Source organism: Streptomyces sp. ISL-87, from assembly GCF_018614095.1.
Taxonomy (GTDB): Bacteria; Actinomycetota; Actinomycetes; order Streptomycetales; family Streptomycetaceae; genus Streptomyces.
The window spans coordinates 1-20011 of sequence record NZ_JAGGOY010000010.1; the positions used below are offsets into that span (position 1 = coordinate 1).

General features: G+C 68.3%; 15 protein-coding genes and 3 pseudogenes. 13 read left to right on the forward strand and 5 right to left on the reverse strand.

Annotated features, from left to right (window positions below):
- Window positions 1-459 precede the first annotated feature (459 nt).
- The 5 genes and pseudogenes from J7I97_RS03380 (at window position 460) to J7I97_RS03400 (ending at window position 4762) form a co-directional block, all read left to right on the forward strand.
- A complete protein-coding gene (locus J7I97_RS03380) occupies window positions 460-726 on the forward strand; it encodes a hypothetical protein (RefSeq protein WP_214930863.1) in 267 nt (88 codons plus the stop codon).
- A gap of 747 nt (window positions 727-1473) precedes the next feature.
- Window positions 1474-1740: pseudogene (locus J7I97_RS03385) on the forward strand (helicase associated domain-containing protein); the annotation flags it as partial.
- An 82-nt stretch (window positions 1741-1822) separates the two neighbouring features.
- Window positions 1823-2758: an ABC-three component system protein gene (locus tag J7I97_RS03390; protein ID WP_214930864.1), complete on the forward strand. Its 936-nt coding sequence runs from the start codon at window positions 1823-1825 to the stop codon at window positions 2756-2758.
- On the forward strand, window positions 2755-3021 hold the full coding sequence (locus tag J7I97_RS03395; RefSeq protein ID WP_214930865.1) for an ABC-three component system middle component 6: 267 nt from the start codon (window positions 2755-2757) through the stop codon (window positions 3019-3021). The genes J7I97_RS03390 and J7I97_RS03395 overlap by 4 nt, the downstream gene beginning before the upstream one ends.
- Window positions 2999-4762, forward strand: coding sequence for an ABC-three component system protein (locus J7I97_RS03400; protein ID WP_214930866.1), 1764 nt, complete (start codon window positions 2999-3001; stop codon window positions 4760-4762). Before J7I97_RS03395 ends, J7I97_RS03400 begins: the two co-directional genes overlap by 23 nt.
- Window positions 4763-4801: 39 nt before the next feature.
- Here the strand turns inward: J7I97_RS03400 and J7I97_RS03405 are convergent, their stop codons facing one another.
- On the reverse strand, window positions 4802-5206 hold the full coding sequence (locus tag J7I97_RS03405; RefSeq protein ID WP_214930867.1) for a hypothetical protein: 405 nt from the start codon (window positions 5204-5206) through the stop codon (window positions 4802-4804).
- An 18-nt stretch (window positions 5207-5224) separates the two neighbouring features.
- The gene (locus J7I97_RS03410; RefSeq protein ID WP_308369322.1) at window positions 5225-5674 is read right to left on the reverse strand and encodes a recombinase family protein; all 450 of its coding nucleotides are present in this window, start codon (window positions 5672-5674) and stop codon (window positions 5225-5227) included.
- A 234-nt stretch (window positions 5675-5908) separates the two neighbouring features.
- Here J7I97_RS03410 and J7I97_RS03415 point away from each other — a divergent pair, with 234 nt between their 5' ends.
- From J7I97_RS03415 to J7I97_RS03435, 5 genes are all read left to right on the forward strand, one after another.
- On the forward strand, window positions 5909-6256 hold the full coding sequence (locus J7I97_RS03415; RefSeq protein ID WP_214930868.1) for a CU044_2847 family protein: 348 nt from the start codon (window positions 5909-5911) through the stop codon (window positions 6254-6256).
- A 61-nt stretch (window positions 6257-6317) separates the two neighbouring features.
- Entirely contained in the window at window positions 6318-10286 is a 3969-nt protein-coding gene (locus J7I97_RS03420) for a trypsin-like peptidase domain-containing protein (RefSeq protein WP_214930869.1), read from the forward strand.
- Window positions 10287-10376: 90 nt separating this feature from the next.
- Window positions 10377-11426 carry a hypothetical protein gene (locus J7I97_RS03425; RefSeq protein WP_251058438.1) on the forward strand — a complete coding sequence of 350 codons (1050 nt, stop codon included), beginning with the start codon at window positions 10377-10379 and terminating at the stop codon, window positions 11424-11426.
- A gap of 211 nt (window positions 11427-11637) precedes the next feature.
- Window positions 11638-11844, forward strand: a complete 207-nt coding sequence (locus J7I97_RS03430; protein ID WP_214930870.1) for a hypothetical protein — start codon at window positions 11638-11640, stop codon at window positions 11842-11844.
- 357 nt (window positions 11845-12201) lie between these two features.
- Window positions 12202-12459, forward strand: coding sequence for a hypothetical protein (locus tag J7I97_RS03435; protein ID WP_214930871.1), 258 nt, complete (start codon window positions 12202-12204; stop codon window positions 12457-12459).
- A 77-nt stretch (window positions 12460-12536) separates the two neighbouring features.
- On the opposite strand, the gene J7I97_RS03440 is transcribed toward J7I97_RS03435, so the two are convergent.
- Entirely contained in the window at window positions 12537-13400 is an 864-nt protein-coding gene (locus J7I97_RS03440) for an ROK family protein (RefSeq protein WP_214930872.1), read from the reverse strand.
- 684 nt (window positions 13401-14084) lie between these two features.
- Between J7I97_RS03440 and J7I97_RS03445 the strand changes: the two are divergent.
- Window positions 14085-14252 (forward strand): annotated as a pseudogene (locus tag J7I97_RS03445) (Tn3 family transposase); the annotation flags it as partial.
- Window positions 14253-14401: 149 nt separating this feature from the next.
- A complete protein-coding gene (gene murJ, locus J7I97_RS03450) occupies window positions 14402-16090 on the forward strand; it encodes a murein biosynthesis integral membrane protein MurJ (RefSeq protein ID WP_214930873.1) in 1689 nt (562 codons plus the stop codon).
- 33 nt (window positions 16091-16123) lie between these two features.
- Here the strand turns inward: murJ and J7I97_RS03455 are convergent.
- Window positions 16124-17097: pseudogene (locus J7I97_RS03455) on the reverse strand (tyrosine-type recombinase/integrase).
- Between the two features lie 226 nt (window positions 17098-17323).
- On the opposite strand from J7I97_RS03455, the gene J7I97_RS03460 reads away from it, so the two are divergent.
- Entirely contained in the window at window positions 17324-19000 is a 1677-nt protein-coding gene (locus J7I97_RS03460; protein WP_251058440.1) for an ISAzo13 family transposase, read from the forward strand.
- A gap of 14 nt (window positions 19001-19014) precedes the next feature.
- Here J7I97_RS03460 and J7I97_RS03465 read toward each other — a convergent pair whose 3' ends face one another.
- Window positions 19015-20001, reverse strand: a complete 987-nt coding sequence (locus J7I97_RS03465) for a transposase family protein (protein ID WP_308369323.1) — start codon at window positions 19999-20001, stop codon at window positions 19015-19017.
- Between the last annotated feature and the right edge of the window lie 10 nt (window positions 20002-20011).

A 20011-nucleotide genomic window follows, 5' to 3' on the forward strand; every position in this document is an offset into this window, starting at 1 on the left:
CCGAGACCTGCACGAAATCCTCGGCATGCCCACCGACGACCCCTCCCTGAACGTCACCCGCAGCCGCCTCGGACGCCTCACCCGCCAAGGCTTCCTCACCCAGCCCGGACGGGGCCTCTACCGGAAAGGGACTTAACGCCCTCTCAGATCGGCCGCAACGTCCCTGAACGTCCGCCTGCCGGCCGAAGCCCGCCACAACGCGATCGCGTCGGACCGAAACTCCGCACTGTACTTCGAGGGCCTTGCCACGTGGTCTACACCTTCCAGGATCAACAAGATCCATTGTCAGGTGTGTCCACACCACGGGGATCACCTCAAGGTACCGCCGGCCCTGGCGGCCTGACATGCACTCAAAGACTTTCGGCTTTGTGCCTCGGGCGCCTCCCGCGACGAAAGTCGCGCGCACGATCATCCTTCGTGCGGACGAGACCGCCGCCCCGGGCCCCTAGCGTGATCCGCATGACCAGTGACACGGGGGACCGTACCGACGGGCGGACATGGCGGCGGACCGCGCTGGGTGTCGTGGCGGGAGCGCTCGCCGCGGCGGCCGTGTGCGCGATCTATTGGTGGCAGGGCTGGAACCTGGGCGTCGGTGCGGCCTGGCTGTCCGGCAAGACCGCGGTGAAGGTGGGCTTCTTCGTCGCCGCCGGAGGCCTCGCCACCGTGACCGTGTGGTGGCAGGGCCGCCGTGCGTCGCGGTCCACGCCGCCCGAGGAGACACGCTGAGGCTCGTGGGCGGCCCTTGGCCGGCCGGCCGATCGCGCCAAACGCGCACCTGCCTCGACGGCCGCCGCCCTCGGGCGGCGGCCGTCCCCCTGCACTGCCGCCATATCCCGTGAACGTTCCGAACCCCAGTGATCACCGACCGCTGCCCAAACCAGCAGACAAACGCTGCTGTTGCACGTGAACAAAGCCAACTACCTACAGATGGGGTGCAAGACCGGTGTCCGAGGCGCCCAGCGGCGAGGGCTCACGGGCAGTGCGCCGGCCTCCACCCGATGACACCCCTCGACTGCAGTAGACCGCGCTGCGCGGTGTAGCTCCTTGCACCCTTCGCGGCCTGGACCGTGCAGCGAGGTCTGCTGCACCGGCTGCTGCTCTTGGCGGGGAAGGGTGCAAGGCCCTGCTGCTGGATGGCTGCCCGGGATGCCGGAGAGCGATGACATTTCCCGGCCGCCCCAGGCGGCACACGGGTGCTGCTCGGGCAGCAGGATGTGTAGCAAACGGCCGTTTGGTTGCTGCATTTTCGGCAGCGTGACCTGCGCGTTTCCCGTCCTTGGGAACCGTGTGCACGGATCTGACATACCCGGCCCGCACGTTGGATCAGGTGTCCATCGTGTCCATCTCCGCGTGGACCCTGTGTGTCCGGCGCCGACACCATCAGAAGCCGGACCGGGCATCTGACCTGCTGAAACAAGGGGCCGACGCTTCGGGCACCGGCCAAAGCGCCGCCGCCCCGGGATTTGTCCCGGGGCGGCGGCGGCCGGTCGTGCGGCGAAGCCGAGCAAGGCGCAGCAGGCGTTCCAGCGGGGCTTGGAGGCCCTCACGCAGTGGATCGCGCGGGAAGGCGTGGACCGGCCGGTCCCGAGGGCCCACGGGGAGGAGATCGCGGTCGAGGACGAGGCGGAGCCGGTGGTCGTGAAGCTGGGCGTGTGGGTCTCCAACACCAAGACCCGGCGCGACAAGCTCACCGCCGACCAGCGCGCCGCGCTCGGGGAGCTGGGCGTGGACTGGGCGTGAGCAACCACAGGATCCGATCAAGGGGGGTGTTGGGCCCAGTTACACACAGCTACGCTGACAGTTCTGTGCGCAAGGGGGGTTCATGCGGTTCGAGCAGCGGATGTATGCACACATCAAGTTCTTGGGGCTGATGGCCGAGCTCTACGAGAACGAGTTCGAAGACTTCTTTCACCGCTTGATGTGCTCGCGGTATCCCGACTTCATCGACGTGCGCACCGCAGGACGCCTCGGCGACATGTCAGCAGACGGCCTCAGCCTGCATTCCCGCAAGCTGTATGCCTGCTACGGCCCCCAGACGGTCGACCCGTACGAGATCCGGAAGAAGCTGACCAAGGATCTCTCGGGGGCGGTCGAGAAGCGCAGCGGTGAGTTCGACACCTTCGTCTTCGTGCACAACGACCGGCGAGGTGTGCACCCGGTCGTGGCGTCCTTGCTGGCCGAGGTCCGTGACAGCATGCCGTCGCTTCTGTTCGAGCAGATGGGTAGTCGGCGCCTGTGGCAGGAGTGCATGCAGCTTCCGCAGATGGCTGCCGAGGATGTGCTTCGGTGTGAGATTCCCATCAAGGACACGACCTTCGGCATCGGGATGGAGGACCTGGCTCCGTTGCTGAAGCAGCTGCAGGGCATCCGCGCCGAGTCCAACCCTCTGATGTCCCTGCCTGACGTGCCGGTGGAAAAGCTGGACTTCAACCAGATCGAAGGAGCGGATCGGGAGGACCTCCTCCGGGGCATGCGTCAGAGCTACCTGGTAGACGCGTTCTACGCCGGGACCCGGAGCGAGCTGGAGCACGACGAGGTCGCGGAGGGCTTTCGCCTGTACTACCGACAGGTGCGTCGCGACTACAGCGACGCCGACGACGTCCTTTGGCAGCTCAAGATGTACTTCCTGGGGAACGCCCAGCCGCGACCGAAGGTGCTTCGCGCCGCCCTTGTCGTCCTGGCTCACTTCTTCGAACGATGCGACATCTTCGAGACGCCGCCCGCCGGCTGGCAGCCGGGCATCGGGTTGACCGCATGATCACGCCGACGAAGGGGATCGCTCCTGACCGCTGCCTGCTCGCTGTCGGCGCGCAGGTTCTCCTCCAGCTCGATGAACCGCGGACCGTCAGTCAGGCGTGGGCGAGGCTGAAGAGCTGGCGCGCTGATCAGGCCCATACCTCGCCGGTATCGTTCGAGTGGTTCGTTCTGGCCCTGGACATCCTCTTCGCCATGGGTGCGGTGGAGCTGGCCCAAGACGTTCTTGTCGCAAGGAGTACGGATGCTGCGCCGTCTGAGCGCTGACGACGCGCGGTTCAAAACGGTGGAGTTCTTGCCGGGACTGAACCTGCTGGTCGCGGACACCACCTCGTCGTCGGCTGAGACTGATAGCCGTAACAGTGCTGGCAAGTCGAGCGTGATCGAGCTCGTTCACTTCCTTCTGGGAGCTAAATCCTCCAAGACGCCGGCTGGCACGAACAAGGCCCTGCGCCCCATCACCTTCAGCCTCTCCTTGGACTGGCCAGGACAGGACAGCCCCCTCGAGGTACGACGGCGTGGAGACAATCCCACTGTCGTATCACTGAGCCGGGACGTAACCGGCGTACCGGCCGACACGCTCTTCACCGATGGCCAGGACATCGAGCTATCCGTTGAGCAGTGGAATCGCGTCATCGAGCGGGACCTCTTCGGGCTGGAGGGCGACCATTCCGGAGTGAGCGGTCGCACGCTCCTGTCGTTCCTCGTCCGTCGTGTCTCCGCTCACGGCTTCAACGAGCCGACCCGGACGTTCTCCCGGCAGGCCGCCGCGGAGGCATCGTCGAACCTGTCCTACCTCCTGGGGCTGGACTGGCAGCTGGTCAGCGGATACCAGGAACTCAATGCCCGCAAGGCGACCAGGGACCAGCTGAGGAAGGCCGTCAACGATCCCGTATGGGGACGGATCGTCGGGTCCACGGCCGATCTGAGGGGCCAGATCACTCTCGCCGAAGCACAGGTCGAACGGCTGCGGGCGCAGGTTGCCGCTTTCCAGGTCGTCCCTGAGTACGAGCGCCTCAAGGAGCGCGCAGACCAAGTAAGCCGCCGTATCAAGCAGCTCGCCCAGGACGATGTGATCGACCAGCACAACCTTGAAGAACTCCGAGGCGCCGTCACCGAGACCACCGACGTCGAGGTGTCCTACCTCGAACCGGCCTACCGCGAGCTCGGGGTCATCCTCAACGACCAGGTCCGGCGTCGCTTCGAGGACGTCAAGGCGTTCCACCACTCCGTCGTACGCAACCGGCGCAGGTTCCTGGAAGAGGAAATCCAGGAACTCACCGACCGCCTAGCCGCCCGGCGCCAGGAACGTGCCGACCTGGGCGAGGACCAGGCTCGCCTCCTGCGCGAGCTGGCGGACGGTGGAGCGCTGGAAGCGCTGACCGCCCTGCAGACAGCCCTGGGACGGGAGGAGGCTGCTCTCGGTGCCCTTCGCCACCGCTTCGACGCAGCGCAAGCCCTTGAAACCAGCTCCCGCCAGATCACCGCCAAAAGCGTTGAACTGCAACAGGCCGTCGACCTCGACCTCCGAGAGCGCCGGCAGCAGACAGACGAAGCGATCCTGCTGTTCTCCCAGTACGCCCAGCGCCTGTACGGCGAAGGCCGCGAAGCGTACCTCGCAATCGAGGCCGGCCGGACCAGCCTCAGCATCACGCCCCGGATCGACGCCGACGACAGCCGCGGCATCAACAACATGGTCATCTTCTGCTTCGACCTCACCCTGGCCGTCCTCGCACACCGCCACGAGCGCGGCCCTGACTTCCTCATTCACGACAGCCACCTCTACGACGGCGTCGACGAACGGCAGGTCGCGCGAGCCCTCGCGCTCGCAGCCGAAGTGACGGAGGAAGAGCACATGCAGTACATCGTCACCCTCAACACCGACACCCTCAGCACGGCCGCCCAGCGCGGATTCAACCCCGAACCCCACATCCGCAGCCCCCGCCTCACCGACGACGAAGAGGGCGGCCTCTTCGGCTTCCGCTTCAAAGCCACAGGTAAGGCATAGCAACTAGCCGACCGCACGACGCGCGTCCGGCGACGCGGCTCACCCGGCAGCCGTGGCCGGGCCCCCGCCGAACCGGGGCACGTCCTCCACGCTCGCATCCAGGCGCAGACGCACGTACCGGGTCGGATGCCGGTAGACGCCGCCCTGGTCGATGGAAGTGTCGACGCTGATCTCCGCGACGAGGCCGGGCTGGACCAGGGTGGTGTCCAGGACATCGCGGGTGCCCCAGGCCGAGGAGAACCTCGCACCGGTCCAGGGGTGGCCGGTGCCGGCCGGGGTGAGGTGCTCGGCAAGCTCGCGGGCCGTGTCGGGGCGCAGCGGGACCGTGCGGCCGACGGGGCGAAGGCGGCCGGTCGCATCGTGACGGCCGAGGACGAGGAGCTGAGGCCGGGTGAGGGTGCCGGTGATGGGGGTGCCGTTAACGAGCGGCGAACCAGGTGACAAGTAACCCGACGGTAGCTTTCAGGGCTTCGCGGCCGGAGACTTCTTGGGCTGACGGGGCACGGTCTTCTCTCGGTCGAGGTGTCCGTACACCGTCGACCGCCGCACGCCGAACATGTCGGCGATCTGCTGGACCGTCTTCTCCCGCTCGTCGTAGAGCCGCTGGGCGAGCGCGGCCTGGTCCTCGGTGAGCTTCGGTCGGCGCCCGCCGACCCGGCCGCGGGCCCGTGCGGAGGCGAGTCCGTCGTTCGTGTTCGCCACGATCAGTTCACGCTGGAGCTCGGCGAGCACGCTGAGCATGCCGAACATCGCCCGCCCCTCCATCGTGGACGTGTCGATGCCCTGCTCGATTACGTGCAGCCCGATCCCCCGCTCGCGCAGCTCGGCACCGAGGGTCACCAGGTGAAGCACCGAGCGGGAGAGTCGGTCGAGCCGGGTGACCTTCAGTGTGTCGCCCTCGCGTAGCAACACGGGCTGATTGGCGCTTTGACCTGGGGGCTACGGCGTCCTGGCCCGCTCCAGACCCCGCCGGGCGGGTTGGGGCGGCTGCGCTTTGCCCGGACCCGTCTGATGCGGACGGCCCACCCGGGATGCGTTCCGTGCCGAATCCGGTGATGCTGGGCGAGACCCGGGAGCGGCCCCGTCCCTGCTCGTCCGCGCCACGACGACAAGCGCGACGGGCACACGACAGGCGGAGGAGGAGTCGTGGCACCCCTGGCTCGGATTCCGTTGGAGGGTGGAGGCTGCGTACTGGTGGAGGCTCCGGCCGCGCCGGACGGGCCGGTGAAGGCCGGCCGGGTGAGCGATGCCGTCCACGACCTGTCGGGGAGTCTGCAGGAGGCTCTGGAGCCGGTCACCGAGGCCGCCCACGCCACCCTCGAACAGCTGCGCAAGGCCCACCCTGACGAGATCACGGTGGAGTTCGGCGTCGACCTCGCGGTCGAGGCCGGGGCCGTGATCACCAAGAGCAGCGCCCACGGCCACCTGAAGGTCACGGTGCTGTGGAAGAGGGACCGTCCCGGCCGTCCGGGTACGGACGAGAGTGCGGGCTGATCCGGTGGGCACCGCCGGCAAGGGTCCGGACAGTGACCGTGCGTCGGGGTTGCTCCCCGCCGTGGCCCAGATCCTCGGGCCGCAGGGCGGGGTGGCCGGCGCGGGATTCCTGCTCTCCGAGGACCTTCTGATCACCTGCGCGCATGTCGTACGCGGGGCCGGATCCGGGCCCGGCGAGAGGGTACTGCTGACGTTCCCGCATGTGGTGGGCGCGCCCCAGGTCGAGGGGCTGGTCCTGGACGCGCCCTGGCGAGACCCCGAGGACGAAGACGTGGCCCTGGTGCGTCTGAGCAGTACCTCGCCGGATGCGGCGGTGTTGCCGTTGGGCTCCGCGGCAGGCTGCCGGGGTCACCAGGTGCGCTCGTTCGGGTTCCCCGCCCACGCCCCGGTCGGCGGGCACTTCGGGTTCGGCGTCGCGGGTGATCTGCTTCCGGCCGCCGGGCGCGGTGGTACACACCTGCAGTTGACGGACGCCAACGACCTCACCACCGGGTTCAGCGGCGGGCCGGTCCTCGACGAGGTGACCGGCCTGGTCATCGGCATGCTCACCGAGATCACCGCCCCCGACGCGTACGAGAGGGGGCAGGGCATCGCCTACGTCACGCCGACGCAGGTACTGCGCGAGATCTGGCCGGAACTGACCGAGCAGGACGTGTGCCCGTACCGAGGGCTGGAGCCGTTCACCGCAGAGCAGTCCCAGTGGTTCCAAGGCCGGAAGGACGCGGTGCGGCAGGTACTGGCGAACCTGGCCCATCAGCAGCGGCTGACGCTGCTGCTCGGGCCCTCCGGTTCGGGCAAGTCATCCCTGGTCGAAGCCGGTGTCCTGCCAGCACTGGCAGCAGGCGAACTGCCGGGCAGCGACCGGTGGCTGCCCGTGCTCGCCCGACCGAGGCAGGACCTGCTGGCAGAACTGGAGCGCGCCGGGCTGGCCGGGGCCAAGACCGACAGCATCGCCGCGGCGGTCACCCGCAGGCTCGCGGCCGAACCGCAGTACGAGCGCGTGGTCCTGATCATCGACCAGTTCGAAGAGCTGCTGGCACAGACTGTCATCGGCCCGCAACAGGAGCGCCGGGCCGCCGCCACCGACCAGATCACCACGGCGGTCAAGTCACACGCCGAGCTCAGCGTGATCCTGATCATGCGCGACGACTTCTACCCCCAGCTGGCAGCCCTGGCCAGGATGCTGGAGGCGGCGATGCCGGGGCTGCTCAACGTGCCGAGCACCCTGAGCCAGCAGGACCTGCACGACATCATCACCCTGCCCGCCCAGGCCATGGGAGCCCGCTTCCAGGACGGGCTGCCCCAGCAGATCGTCAACGACGTCCTGGCCACCACTCCCGAGGGGGCCACGGCCCGGCAGGCACCCGTCACCATGCTGCCCCTCCTGGAGTTGACGCTCAGCCAGCTGTGGCAGAGGCGCCAGGACGGATACCTCACCCATGACGCGTACCGGCGCATCGGCGGAGTCACCGGCAGCCTGACCACCTGGTGCGACACCGCCCTCAACCAGCTGCCCCCCGATCACCGGCCCATCGCCCAGCGGATCCTGACCTCCCTGGTGCGACCCGCGGATCCCGCCCACCACATCCCCGCCATCCGCGCGCAGGTCCCGCTCCGGGAACTGCGCGACCTGGCCGCCGACCCCAACGCGGCACCCAACGGCGACCACGCCATCGACGACGTTCTGGCCGCCCTCACCCGCCACCGCATCATCACCACCCACACACCCCGCACTCCCGGACACCCCCACGCCCCTGCTGGGCCACCGGTGGCCGAACTGATCCACGACGCGCTCATCCAGGACTGGGGCACCCTGAACGAGTGGGTCGGCCAGGACCACCAGTTCCAGCAATGGCTCGACCGCACCCGTGAACGGCGCGCCCGCTGGGCCGAAGGGACCGACACCGGCGACCTGCTCGGGGGAACGGCACTCGCGGAAGGCCTCGAATGGTCGCAGCAACGCCGGCTACCGGGCGACATCGCGGCCTTCCTCACCGCCAGCGGACAACACCAACACGAAGTCATCCGGCGCAGCAGACGCCTCAACGCAATCCTGGCCACCCTCCTCGCCTTCGCGCTCGTCGCCGTGGGCGGAGCCATCTGGCAGTGGCGGACAGCCGTCGCCCAACGTCAAGCGGCCTCGTCACGTCAGCTTGCCGCCCAGTCCAACACGCTCATCAGCGCCAACCCCGACCTCGCCGCGCTGCTGGCCATCAAGGCGTACCGCACCAGCCACACTCGCGAGGCCATCGAAAGCCTGGCAACCGCCGCGGCCCTCCCGCTGCACCAGCGCCTGGCCGGCCACACAGACATGGTGTGGTCGGTGGCGTTCAGCCCTGACGGACGCACCCTGGCCACCGGCAGCGCCGACAAGACGGTACGGCTGTGGGACGTGGACACCGGCAAAAGCCGCACGCTGAGCGGGCACCTTGATTCGGTGACCTCGGTGGCGTTCAGCCCCGACGGGCACACCCTCGCCACCGGCAGCTGGGACAACACGGTACGGCTGTGGGACGTCGACACGGGTAGACCCCGCCCCCCGCTGACTGGCCACACGGACGAGGTGTATGCGGTGGCGTTCAGCCCCGACGGACGCACCCTCGCCACCGGCAGCTTCGACCATACGGTACGGCTGTGGGACGTGGACACCGGCAAAAGCCGCCGCGAGCCGCTGACTGGCCACACGGACGAGGTGTATGCGGTGGCGTTCAGCCCCGACGGACGCACCCTCGCCACCGGCAGCCTCGACTACACCGTACGGCTGTGGGACGTGGCCAGCGGTAAGAGCCGCACGCTGAAGGGCCACAGGAATTCGGTGAACTCGGTGGCGTTCAGCCGCGACGGGCACACTCTCGCCACGGGTGACGGCGACGGCATCGTATTGCTGTGGGAAGTGGCCAGCGGTACGAGCCGCACCCCACTAACCGGTCACACAAATTCGGTGTGGTCAGTCGCGTTCAGTCCTGACGGACGCACCCTGGCCACCGGCAGCGTCGACGAGACGGTGCGGCTGTGGGACGTGGCCACGGGTACGAATCGAGCCCCGCTGACGGGCCACACGGAGGAGGTGGACTCGGTTGCGTTCAGCCCCGACGGAAAGACCCTGGCCACCGGCAGCTTCGACAACACGGTACGGCTGTGGGACGTGGCCACCGGCACCACTCGCCCCCCGCTGACTGGCCACACGGACGCGGTGGACTCGGTTGCGTTCAGCCCCGACGGACGCACCCTGGCCACCGGCAGCGACGACAAGACGGTGCGGCTGTGGGACGTGGCCACCGGCAAAAGCCGTCGCGAGCCGCTGACTGGCCACACGGACGCGGTGTGGTCGGTGGCGTTCAGCCCCGACGGACGCACCCTCGCCACCGGCAGCGACGACAAGACGGTACGGCTGTGGGACGTGGCCACGGGCACGAGCCGCACCCCACTGACCGGCCACACGGGAGGGGTGTGGTCGGTTGCGTTCAGCCCGGACGGGAAGACCCTGGCCACCGGCAGCGACGACACGACGGTGCGGCTGTGGGACGTGGACACCGGCAAGAGCCGCACCCCACTGACCGGCCACACTGGTTTGGTGTACTCAGTGGCGTTCAGCCCGGACGGACGCACCCTCGCCACCGCCAGCGGTGACCTTACGGCGCGGCTGTGGAACGTCGGCACGGGCAGGACCCGCATCCCCCTGACCGGCCACGGCAACTTCGTGCTCTCGGTGGCGTTCAGCCCTGACGGGAAGACCCTGGCCACCGGCAGCAACGACACGACGGTGCGGCTGTGGGACGTGGACACCGGCAAGAGCCGCACCACGCTGACCGGCCACACAGGAGGAGTGTGGTCAGTAGCGTTCACCCGCGACGGGAACACCCTGGCCACCGGCAGCGTCGACAAGACGGCGCGGCTGTGGGATGTCGTCCCCTCCGAGCCCGCTGCAGCGATCCGGAAGATCTGTCGGGCCGTCAACCGCGACCTCACCCCGGAGGAGCAGGCAGCGTTGCCGGGCCAGTCGGTCGGCCACGTGTGCCCCTCACGCTGATGCGGGCACACGCGTCCCCGTCCGGCACCCGCTACGCCACCGGCACTCGGTGCTCCCGTTCTGGCCGATGCCGAGGATCCGGAGAGCGCCGTGCAGGAGAGTACGGCGCAGGTCCCCGGTGAACCGGGCTCCCAGTGGCAGCCTCTTACGATCACGGCGGAACTCGATCCCGCCGATCCGTTCGACAGCCGGATCGCCCGGATACTGGAGGGCGAGGAGGAGTTCCCGAACTGGTGGCCCCGCGACGACTCCGGCTACGCCATCACCCAGCGGGACCTGGACTTCCTCGGCATCAGCCCGGTCCAGGTCAAATGGCTGCTCAGTGGTGAGGCTCCCATGGGGATGACACCGGAGCTCTACCAGAGGTTCCGCACGGAGATGCTGGAGGCACTGGGGCAGGACGGCATCGACGCATCCCAAGTCGACATCCGTCTCAAGGGCACCGGCGCAGACTTTTTCTCCGGCCTCCACAAGACACTGCCTCGCGAGGAGGATCTGGCGGTCGGCAATCCAGAGGCGGCGCAACGCCTCCAGGAATGGCTCGGCAGCAATCAGAACCGCCCTGTGCGCCGCCCCTACGACTTGATGTGGCGCCTCGGCGCCGAACCTGAGCCCAGCGACTTCGACCTCGACATCAACAGCACCGCGATCGTCCGGGCCGCACGTGAACACTGGAACTCCCACCACTCCGACCGGTATCCGGGCGACTTCATGGGCGGGCACGGGTACCTCGAGAAGCAGACGGTGATGGCAGCCTTCCCTGCGCTGGCCGAGTGGGCGGGCAGGTGGGAGACGACGCTGGGCAGGCCGATGTCCCTGGGGGTCTTCGAGTCCAGCGGCCCCTTCGACGCGACCCAACTCGGCCGTACCCTCTCCTCTCACTTCCGCGCCACTGACTGGATCATCCACAGCAGCGACTCCGTCACGGCTTCCCGCCGTCAGCATGGGGACGACCAGAACGGCCCACGGCCCTCCGTGGGCCCGGCCGGGCCCCGGCGGCCCGACGCGAACGCGGCGCGGGCCCGGTCCACCACGACACGCGGTCGCCCCGCGCCGAGGAGCGGTCCGGATGTCCCGCCGGGAGCGGGCGGCGGGCCGCGTCACACGCCTCCCGAGCGCAGGCGCGGGCGGGGCAAGTAGCCCGGGGACGCCCAGAGTGTGGCCGAGCAGGTCCGCGAGCAGAACGCGGCCGCGCCCGAGTCGATCCCGAACCACGGTGGGCTGCTGTCCTCGTACTTCAAGGCGCCGTGGGAGAAGGCCTACCGGCGTTACGCACCCGGTCGGTGGGAGCCGCCCTGGCCATGCCCCGTTACGCGTACACCGTCCGCACCAGCAGTGAGAAGGAGACAGCATGAGCGTCACCCCGCCGCCGGCGCCCGACGAGGTCCCGCTCCTGACCGCGCACTCGGCGCTCGTGCTGCTGATGGCCATGTTCTTCGGAGTGGTGATGGGGGTCCTCACCTACTCCAGCGTCGGCGGTATCGCCAGCGCCCTCCTCGCAGGTCTGCCCGCCTTCGGAATCAGTGCCGCGGCCCTGCACAAGCTGGTCGGTCCCTGACCCCGGGCTGGGCAGAGCGCACCTACAGGAGCCGGGGCGGCGTACGCCGCCCCGGCTTCATCATTTCCTGTACGGCCAATGCGCCTCACAGCAGCGCAGCCCGGGGGAACCAGAGTGCGCGGGGTATCGGACGGCTGCCGATGCAAACAGCCCGTCCCTCAGCGGCCGTACGGTTCAGGACCGGCCGCGGGCGCCCCATCCGGCCCCGAGGCCACACAAGCCCCTCAGACGTCCGGCAGGTGGCTTTGTCCACGAGAACGGGCTCTGGTCCACCACTGGGAGGCCCTCGTGCCGTCCGCGTTGCTTTCTCGGCGAGGACTACTGGGACCCCGTCTCTGAGCCGGCGAAACCCTGCCCATGGGCATGCACCGCGTCCTGGCCGAGCACTTCGGCTTCTCATCCGCCGAGGTCGACCGATACCTCGGCCACAACGACCACATCCACGACCACGGCAAGATCACCCGAGTCTTCGTCTTCGCAGTCACCGTCGAACACCCCGACAGCATCTGCCAGAGTGCCCACCTCGGACACCGCTGGATCGACAGCATCAGCATCTCGACCGCCGTCAACGACATCGACGGCATGCTCCGCGTCTACTACGCCGACAACACCTGACCGTCACCGATCCCCAGGCGCCGCCGACCTGACGGTCGGCGGCCGTCCTCGCTTCACCGCAAGACCAGATGTTCTGGTCAAACGTATTGCTGGACCCATGCTTGGCCGTCGATCGCTGCGTCGGCGAGACGCATGGCACCTCGGGCAACGACCAGTTCCGCGGCTTGGATTCGCTCGACGGTGCAGGCGTCCCACAACTCGGGTAGGGCGTGGGTGCGTGCCGTCGCCACGGCGGTGTCCCAGTAGCCTGCGTATCCGAGGGTGCCGCCGGCGATCCGTACCACGTCTGGGTTGAGGATGTTGATCAGCGAGGCGATGGCGAGTCCAAACGCCTCGCCGGCAGCATTGACGATGCGCTGTGTCCGAGGAACACCAACGGCGAGCGCGGCATGGATCTGTTCCGGATGCTCGCCGACTGCGCGTACAAGCGCACCACCGCCAGCGAGGTCGTCGAGCCGTTTGACACCCTGTGGCGTCGGAATGGGCATGCTGCCGATCTCACCGGCCCATCCTCGCGAGCCGCGGACGACCCGTCCCTCGCACAGGTACGCCGAGCCCACTGCGGTCCCACAGACGATCACCGCAGCGGACGAGGCCCTGGAGAGGCTGGCCGACTCCTGCGCGAGAGCGCCTCGGATGTCATTGACGAGCAACTGAGGTGCGCCGTCAATGCGTATCCCCTCCCAGCCCGTGAGCTGGGGCAACACGTCGGAGATCTTGATCTGACCGTTCTCAACGAGGCCGGGCACGGCGATCCCCAGTGCCGTTGGCTTCACGGCGTTATCTGCGAGGAAGGCCCGGATCGCGGCTTCGATGTCTGCAGGAACGACCGAGGGACCCGTGGCCAGGCGCCGAGTGAGCGGCGCTTCAAGATCCTGCCCCTCCGCGAGCATGAGCAACTTGCTACCACCGATGTCGACGCCTACTGCTGCATGCCTCATTGCCCCACCTCACGCCGCGATCCCGAACAGAAACTTACCTCTGGCCTCATGAGCGAAGCCCCAGAAGTCGTTCTCGTCCTCATCACTGGTCAGGGCATACCAGGGCATAGGAGGCAGCCAGCCACTCGCTCATGCTCCCCACCCTCACCCACATCGTTCAGAACCGGAACAAGTGAGGAAAAGGAGCAGCTCTGGCCGTTTTCAAAGAGTCTCATCACGGGACGAGGCTCCCTCGTACTGACCGAGCCTCGCCCGGCACTGCCAGGGCCTCGCTGACTACGGCTTCTCCATACGCTCCTGTCCTTCCACGGAGAAGACCGTGATCGTGCGCTGGGCAACTGATGAGTTGCGTGATCCGCCCGCGTGATTCGAGAGCCGTTGCACGCCGCGCCAAGACGTCGCACCGTGCCGTTGCTTCTACGGTCGACCAGACAGAAGAGGTGCGGATGGCCGACTGGTGGGCGACTGGGACGAGCATCGCGGGCGTGGCCGCCACAGTGGGAGCGGTCGGCGTTGCCCTGTGGGTGGCAATTCGGGACGGCCAGCAGCGAGATGCTGAGAGACGAGACACTGAGGCGGCGCAGGCGCGCCTCGTGATTTGCCGCCTGCAGCGCGGGAAGGTTAGCAGCCGCCGCGGCAGCTGCGTGATCCACAACTTCAGTGAAGAACCGGTCCTCGACCGCCGTCGCCCAGCTGCGGGCCGAAGGCTTCGACGTCCTCGACGAGGATGTGGCCCGCCTCTCGCCGTTCGTCCGGCATCACATCAACATGCTCGGCAGGTACTCCTTCCAACTCCCCGACCTGCCCGGCGGCCTGCGGCCTCTGCGTGATCCAAACGACAGCGACCAGTGATGGCATACCCGACCTAACGCACCTGCGCCCTGCGTGACCCCTCGGCCGGGGTCTCCAGTCTGGTCCGTGCATCGGCTGGAGACTCCGGGCCGACCAGAGAGCCCGGAGCAGTGCCCATGATGATGATCGCAACGCCGTAGATTAGGCACATGGTGGAGGGGACGCAGGCTGCGGCGGAAACGCGGTCACGGGGGAAGCAGAGGCGAGGGCGGCACGCCGCCTCGAAACCGGGTGCAGCGAAGGGCGGCCTGATGCGCTCGTCCATGCTGATGGCCGCGGGGACGGTGGTGTCCCGGGCGACGGGACTGATCAGAACCGTCCTGCAAGCCGGGGCACTGGGGACGGGACTGCTGGCCACGACGTACAACCAGGCCAACGTGGTGCCGGCGAGCCTGTACTTCCTGCTCATCGGCGGCGCGCTGAACTCCGTACTGGTGCCACAGTTGGTGAGGGCCAGAATGGAGCAGGCGGACGGCGGACGGGCCTTCGAGCAGCGGTTGGTCACGCTCACGATGTCCGTGCTGGGAGTCGGCACGCTGCTGGCCGTGTGGGCGGCGCCGCAGATCATCAGCCTCTATCAGACCGACTCACCGGCCAACCACGAAGCGTTCCAGCTGACCGTGGTCTTCGCCCGGTTCCTGCTCCCGCAGATCTTCTTCTACGGACTGTTCAGCATCCTGGGCCAAGTGCTCAACGCCCGGAACAAGTTCGGCGCGATGATGTGGACCCCCGTCCTCAACAACGTCGTCCTGATCTCCATGTTCGGCGTGTACCTCGCCATGATGACCGTCCCGGACTCCGTCCAGGACATCACGCAGACCCAGGTCACGCTGCTCGGCGCGGGCACCACACTCGCCCTGGTGATCCAGGCCCTCACCCTGATCCCCTTCGCCCGGGCGGCCGGCTTCCGTTTCCGCCCACGCTTCGACTGGCGTGGCACGGGCCTGGGCAAGAGCATCAGCGCAGCCCGCTGGACCCTGCTGTTCGTCCTCACCAACCTCGTGGCCAGCACTGTCGTGACCCGCTACGCCTCCGCCGCGGACACAGCACTGCCCAACGGCGGCGTGGGCTTCTCCGCCTATACCTACGCGCAGACCATCTGGTCGCTGCCGCAGTCGGTGATCACCGTCTCGCTGGTCACGGCCCTGCTGCCGCGAATGAGCCGAGCCGTCGCCGAACAGCGCCTGGACGACATGCGAGGTGACCTCTCCCGAGCTCTGCGGATCAGCGGCGTCGTCATCGTTCCCGCCGCCTTCTTCTTCCTCGCCCTCGGACCCCAGATGGCACAGGTGGTCTTCGCCCACGGAGCAGTCGATCCGGCGTCCAGCGTGCCGCTCGGCCAGATGCTCCAGGCTTTCGGACTCGGCCTGATTCCCTTCTCCGCGCAGTACATGCTGCTACGCGGCTTCTACGCCTTCGAGGACACCCGAACCCCGTTCTGGATGGCCGTCTGGATCAGCGCGGCCAACATCGCCCTGGCCACCGCCTGCCATCTGCTGATGCCCCCGCGATGGGCAGTCACCGGCCTGGCCGGAGCCTACGCCGCCTCCTACGCCATCGGCCTGCTCATCACCGCACTGCTGCTGCGACGGCGCCTCGAAGGCCGGCTGGACGGCAAGAGGCTGTGCCGCACTTACGGCAAGCTGACAGCCTCTGCCCTCGCGGCCGGAACGCTGGGCTGGTTCGTAGCCCGCATCTGCGCCACCACCGTCACATCGACCACATGGGCACCCGTTCTTGGTTTGGCCGCAGGAGGCGTCGCGATGTTCCTTCTCTTCGTGCTGCTCGCACGGCTCCTGAAGATCAGCGAGCTGCGGAGCCTGCCGGGTCTGGGCTGAGCCGGCCGGGCTGGACTGAGTAGCGGAGGCTGGTCACCGGCGGCTGTCGCCGGGTGCGAGCAGACTGGTGACCTCGGCGATGGCTTCCGGGGACGGCTTGAAGTAGCGGCGGAGGTTCTCCGGCTTCTTGTGCCTCGACTTGGCCATGAGCATCAGCAGGCTTGCCCCCGCCTCGCCGAGGTGCGTCAGGGAGGAGTGGCGGTATTCGTGCAGGTCCCAGCCGGTGCCCAGCCCGCGTACGGCGGTGTGCTCGTCCAGCAGGGCACGTGCCTGCCCATACGAGAGCCGGGCGAAGCCGGTGTCCGGGCACACGTCCCGGGGACTGACGACCTTGCCGGGGCCGGGCCGCCGGTGGGTGCGAAGACCGGCCCCCGCGTACGGCCCTTGAGAAGGCGGGGCAGGAGCCGGGCAGTGCCAGCCTCCCAGTAGACCGTCTCCAGTACGAAGTCATCGCGGGCCTGGCCCCGGCGGCGGGCCTTGGTCCGGGCGCCCTTGGCCTTGACCTGGCAGCGGCGCCCGGCGAAGTCCAGGTCCTCGATGTTGACGCCCAGGATCTCGTCGGACCGCCCGGCGGTCTCGTAGAGCATCCGGTACAACGTCTTCTCCCGCAGGTGCACCTCCCGGCGGGCGATCAGCCGGTCAATGGCCATACGTGAGCGGGCCGGGGTCTCGGAGTCCGGTACCGCCAGCCGCTTGGCCCAGGCGGGAACCGCCGGAGCGTCGTGCCCGCGCTCACGGCACCAGCCCAGCCAGGAGAGCACCGCTGCCCGGCGCGCGTTCCATGTGTTCACGGCGGAGGTGCCCCAGAGCAGTTCGAGGGCTTCGCCGATCTCGTCGTCCATGACCGAGGCAAGCGGTCGGCCCTCGCCGATCCGTTCGGCGGTCTTACCCACTCCGATCCCGTAGTTACGGACCGTGTTGGGGTTGCCGAGCGAGTCGAGAAAGGCGTCGGCCGCCGTGCGGACGGTGAGCGCCTTGCCGGTCGGCAGCTGTACGACTGTGGGCACCGCTTCTCCCTTGCCGCAGATAACGGGGTCGCTTCGCGTAGCGGCCGGGGAGCGTCACCCCAGGTGGCAAGTCCCAGTCCCACAGATAATAGGGCGTTATCTGTGGGAAGATTTCAGACTGCTCTCGCTGCTGACACAGCACCAGCCGCCCACCAGGGGCGACGAGGGCTTAGGGCTCGCAGAGAATCAACGTGTTACTTCCGGTGATGTGGCTCGTTGATGTGGTATGGGCATAACGCAGGAGATTCGAGATCAACTGGCCGCGAGGTTCGTGGTGTTGTTCCCGCATCTGGACGAGCGGCAGCAGCGTCTGCTGGTGGGAGCCGAGGCCCGGCTCCTGGGACACGGCGGGATCCGGGCCGTTGCCTGGGCAGCCGGTGTCAGCGAGACGACAGTCCGCAAGGGCGTCTATGAGCTGGAGGCGGGCGAAGGACCCCTGGGTCGGGTCCGCCGGCCCGGCGGCGGACGGAAGAAGGCCGCCGACCTCGACGTGGGACTGCGTCCCGCACTTCTCGCCCTGGTCGAGCCGGACATGCGCGGGGACCCGATGTCGCCGCTGCGGTGGACGACCAAGTCGACCCGGAACCTGGCCGGCGAGCTGACGCGTCAGGGCCACAAGGTCAGCGCCGACACGGTCGGTGACCTGCTGCGGGAGGCAGGCTTCAGTCTGCAGGCCAACTCCAAGACCGTCGAGGGCAAGCAGCACCCGGACCGGGACGCCCAGTTCCGCTACATCAACGACCAGGCCAAAGATCACATCAGCGCCGGAGATCCGGTGATCAGCGTGGACAGCAAGAAGAAGGAACTGGTCGGCCAGTACAAGAACGCCGGGCGGGAGTGGCAACCGGCGGGCGAGCCGGTCAAGGTCAAGACGCATGACTTCCTGGACCGGGAGGGGCCCGGCAAGGCGATCCCGTACGGGATCTACGACATCGCGGCGAACACCGGCTGGGTCAGCGTCGGAACCGACCACGACACCGCCGCGTTCGCGGTGGAATCCATTCGCCGCTGGTGGCAGGCCCGCGGTCGGCACGACTACCCGCACGCCACACGACTGCTGATCACCGCCGACGCGGGCGGTTCCAACGGCTACCGCACCCGCGCCTGGAAGAGCGAACTCGCCGGCCTGGCCACCGAGACCGGCATGGGCATCACTGTGTGTCACCTACCGCCGGGCACATCGAAGTGGAATCGGATCGAGCACCGACTGTTCTCCCACATCTCCATGAACTGGCGGGGCAGGCCCCTGAGCAGCCATGACGTCATCGTGGAGACGATCGCGGCGACCACCACCCGTACCGGACTGACGGTCGAGGCCCGCCTTGACACCGACAACTACGACACCGGCGTGAAGGTCAGCGATGCCCAGGTCGACGCGCTGGCGATGAGCCGGCACCGCTTCCACGGCGACTGGAACTACACCCTCCACGCCGTCCACGGCCAGGCAGCAACCCTGGCGGACGACTCCCCGCCCGTGCAGAACCTGTCAGTATGTCGAGCCGATCTGGCCCACCCCACCCTGACCGGCATGCCCCACGCACAACTGGCCGCGATGACGAGCCAGTTGGCCGCCATCCAGGCAATCCAGCGCGAGCAGCGCCGTCACGACCGGCGCGGCGCCGCCCGCCTGAGAGCCCCGGGCGCAGGCGCCAAGCCTAAACTCGCTGACGCCGACCGCGTCCTGGCCACCGTCCTCTACCAGCGCAAACTCTGCACACAAGCCGTCCTCGCCAAGCTTTTCGACGTGGACGGCACCACGATCAGCAACGCGGTCCAGGAAACCCGTCCCCTCCTGCAACAGCACGGATACGAGATCACACCGTCAACAGCCCGGTTCCCCACACCGGCCGACCTCGCCGCCTTCCTGACCGCCGCCCCCACGCAACAAGAACCCGCATGTTGATTCTCTGCGAGCCCTTACGGTCTTGCCCGCGATTGATCTGCGGGCATGCTGGCCTGGTGGTTCGGCTGGTGGGTGATCAGCAGGCTGTGTCGCGGACGAGCACCAGTTCGGTGCTGTGGTCGCGGCGGGTGGGGCGTTTGGCGGCTCGGTCGGAGATCAGGCCGCCGATCGCGCGCTGGGTCGGCGGGTAGGTCTCGCGTCGTCCGGTGAAGCGGCGCATGGGCGCCCACTGCCGTAGCTCGGCGTTGGCGTGCTCGATGCAGATCCGGGCCGAGGACTGCCGCCGTCTGGCCTCGCCAGGCCCTCTTGTCGCCTTCGGGCGCATCGTCTTTCGGTTTCTTCGGCGGGGCGGTGACCTGGTCCGGGAACTCCTTGGCCAGGCCGGCGTACCCGGAGTCGACCTTGGCCTTGACGTCGGGATACCGGCGGAACTGCTCGGCGATGCCCTCGGTACGCACGGCGGTCTGGTCGTGCATCCGGCCGGGGCGTTCCACGCCGGAGAACAGCAGCCTGCCCTGCCCGTCGCTGAACGTCGTGGTCTTGATGGTGTTCTGCCTGCGCTTGCCCGAGACGAACGCCCGCCGCCCTGGCCTGCCCGGCTGTGGGCGGCGGACCTGGGTCTCGGCACCGTCCAGCCGCAACTCGATGCCCTCCGCCTGGGCGTAGGCGAACACGTCCTCCAGAGTCCGCAGCCGCAGGCCCGGCCGGTCGGGAACGGCGAAGCCGCGGCCGGCGAGTACGGGGCGGAGCTCGTTGATGGCCCGGCTGACGGTCGAGGAGCCGACGTCGTAGGCCACGGCGAGCGCCTCTTGTGTCAGTCCCGTCCGCAGGTGGACCAGCGTGACGATCAACCGGTCGCGGAAGGTGAACACGTACTTCGGCCCGGCACCCGTCTGCCTGCGACGGCTGCCACCACGCCGCTCATGACGGCCGCTCTCGCAACGGGACTGCCACCGGAGTTCGAGTTCATCGAGCAACTCGCCGAGGTGTTGGCGGCCCACGCCACAGAAG

Excerpts from the sequence above, each read along its gene's own strand:
- J7I97_RS03440 (WP_214930872.1), bottom strand. The coding sequence starts at position 13,400 with ATGAGGCATGCAGCAGTAGGCGTCGACATCGGTGGTAGCAAGTTGCTC.
- J7I97_RS03460 (WP_251058440.1), top strand. The coding sequence starts at position 17,324 with ATGGGCATAACGCAGGAGATTCGAGATCAACTGGCCGCGAGGTTCGTG.
- murJ (WP_214930873.1), top strand. The coding sequence starts at position 14,402 with ATGGTGGAGGGGACGCAGGCTGCGGCGGAAACGCGGTCACGGGGGAAG.
- J7I97_RS03395 (WP_214930865.1), top strand. The coding sequence starts at position 2,755 with ATGATCACGCCGACGAAGGGGATCGCTCCTGACCGCTGCCTGCTCGCT.
- J7I97_RS03390 (WP_214930864.1), top strand. The coding sequence starts at position 1,823 with ATGCGGTTCGAGCAGCGGATGTATGCACACATCAAGTTCTTGGGGCTG.
- J7I97_RS03380 (WP_214930863.1), top strand. The coding sequence starts at position 460 with ATGACCAGTGACACGGGGGACCGTACCGACGGGCGGACATGGCGGCGG.
- J7I97_RS03430 (WP_214930870.1), top strand. The coding sequence starts at position 11,638 with ATGAGCGTCACCCCGCCGCCGGCGCCCGACGAGGTCCCGCTCCTGACC.
- J7I97_RS03435 (WP_214930871.1), top strand. The coding sequence starts at position 12,202 with ATGGGCATGCACCGCGTCCTGGCCGAGCACTTCGGCTTCTCATCCGCC.
- J7I97_RS03400 (WP_214930866.1), top strand. The coding sequence starts at position 2,999 with ATGCTGCGCCGTCTGAGCGCTGACGACGCGCGGTTCAAAACGGTGGAG.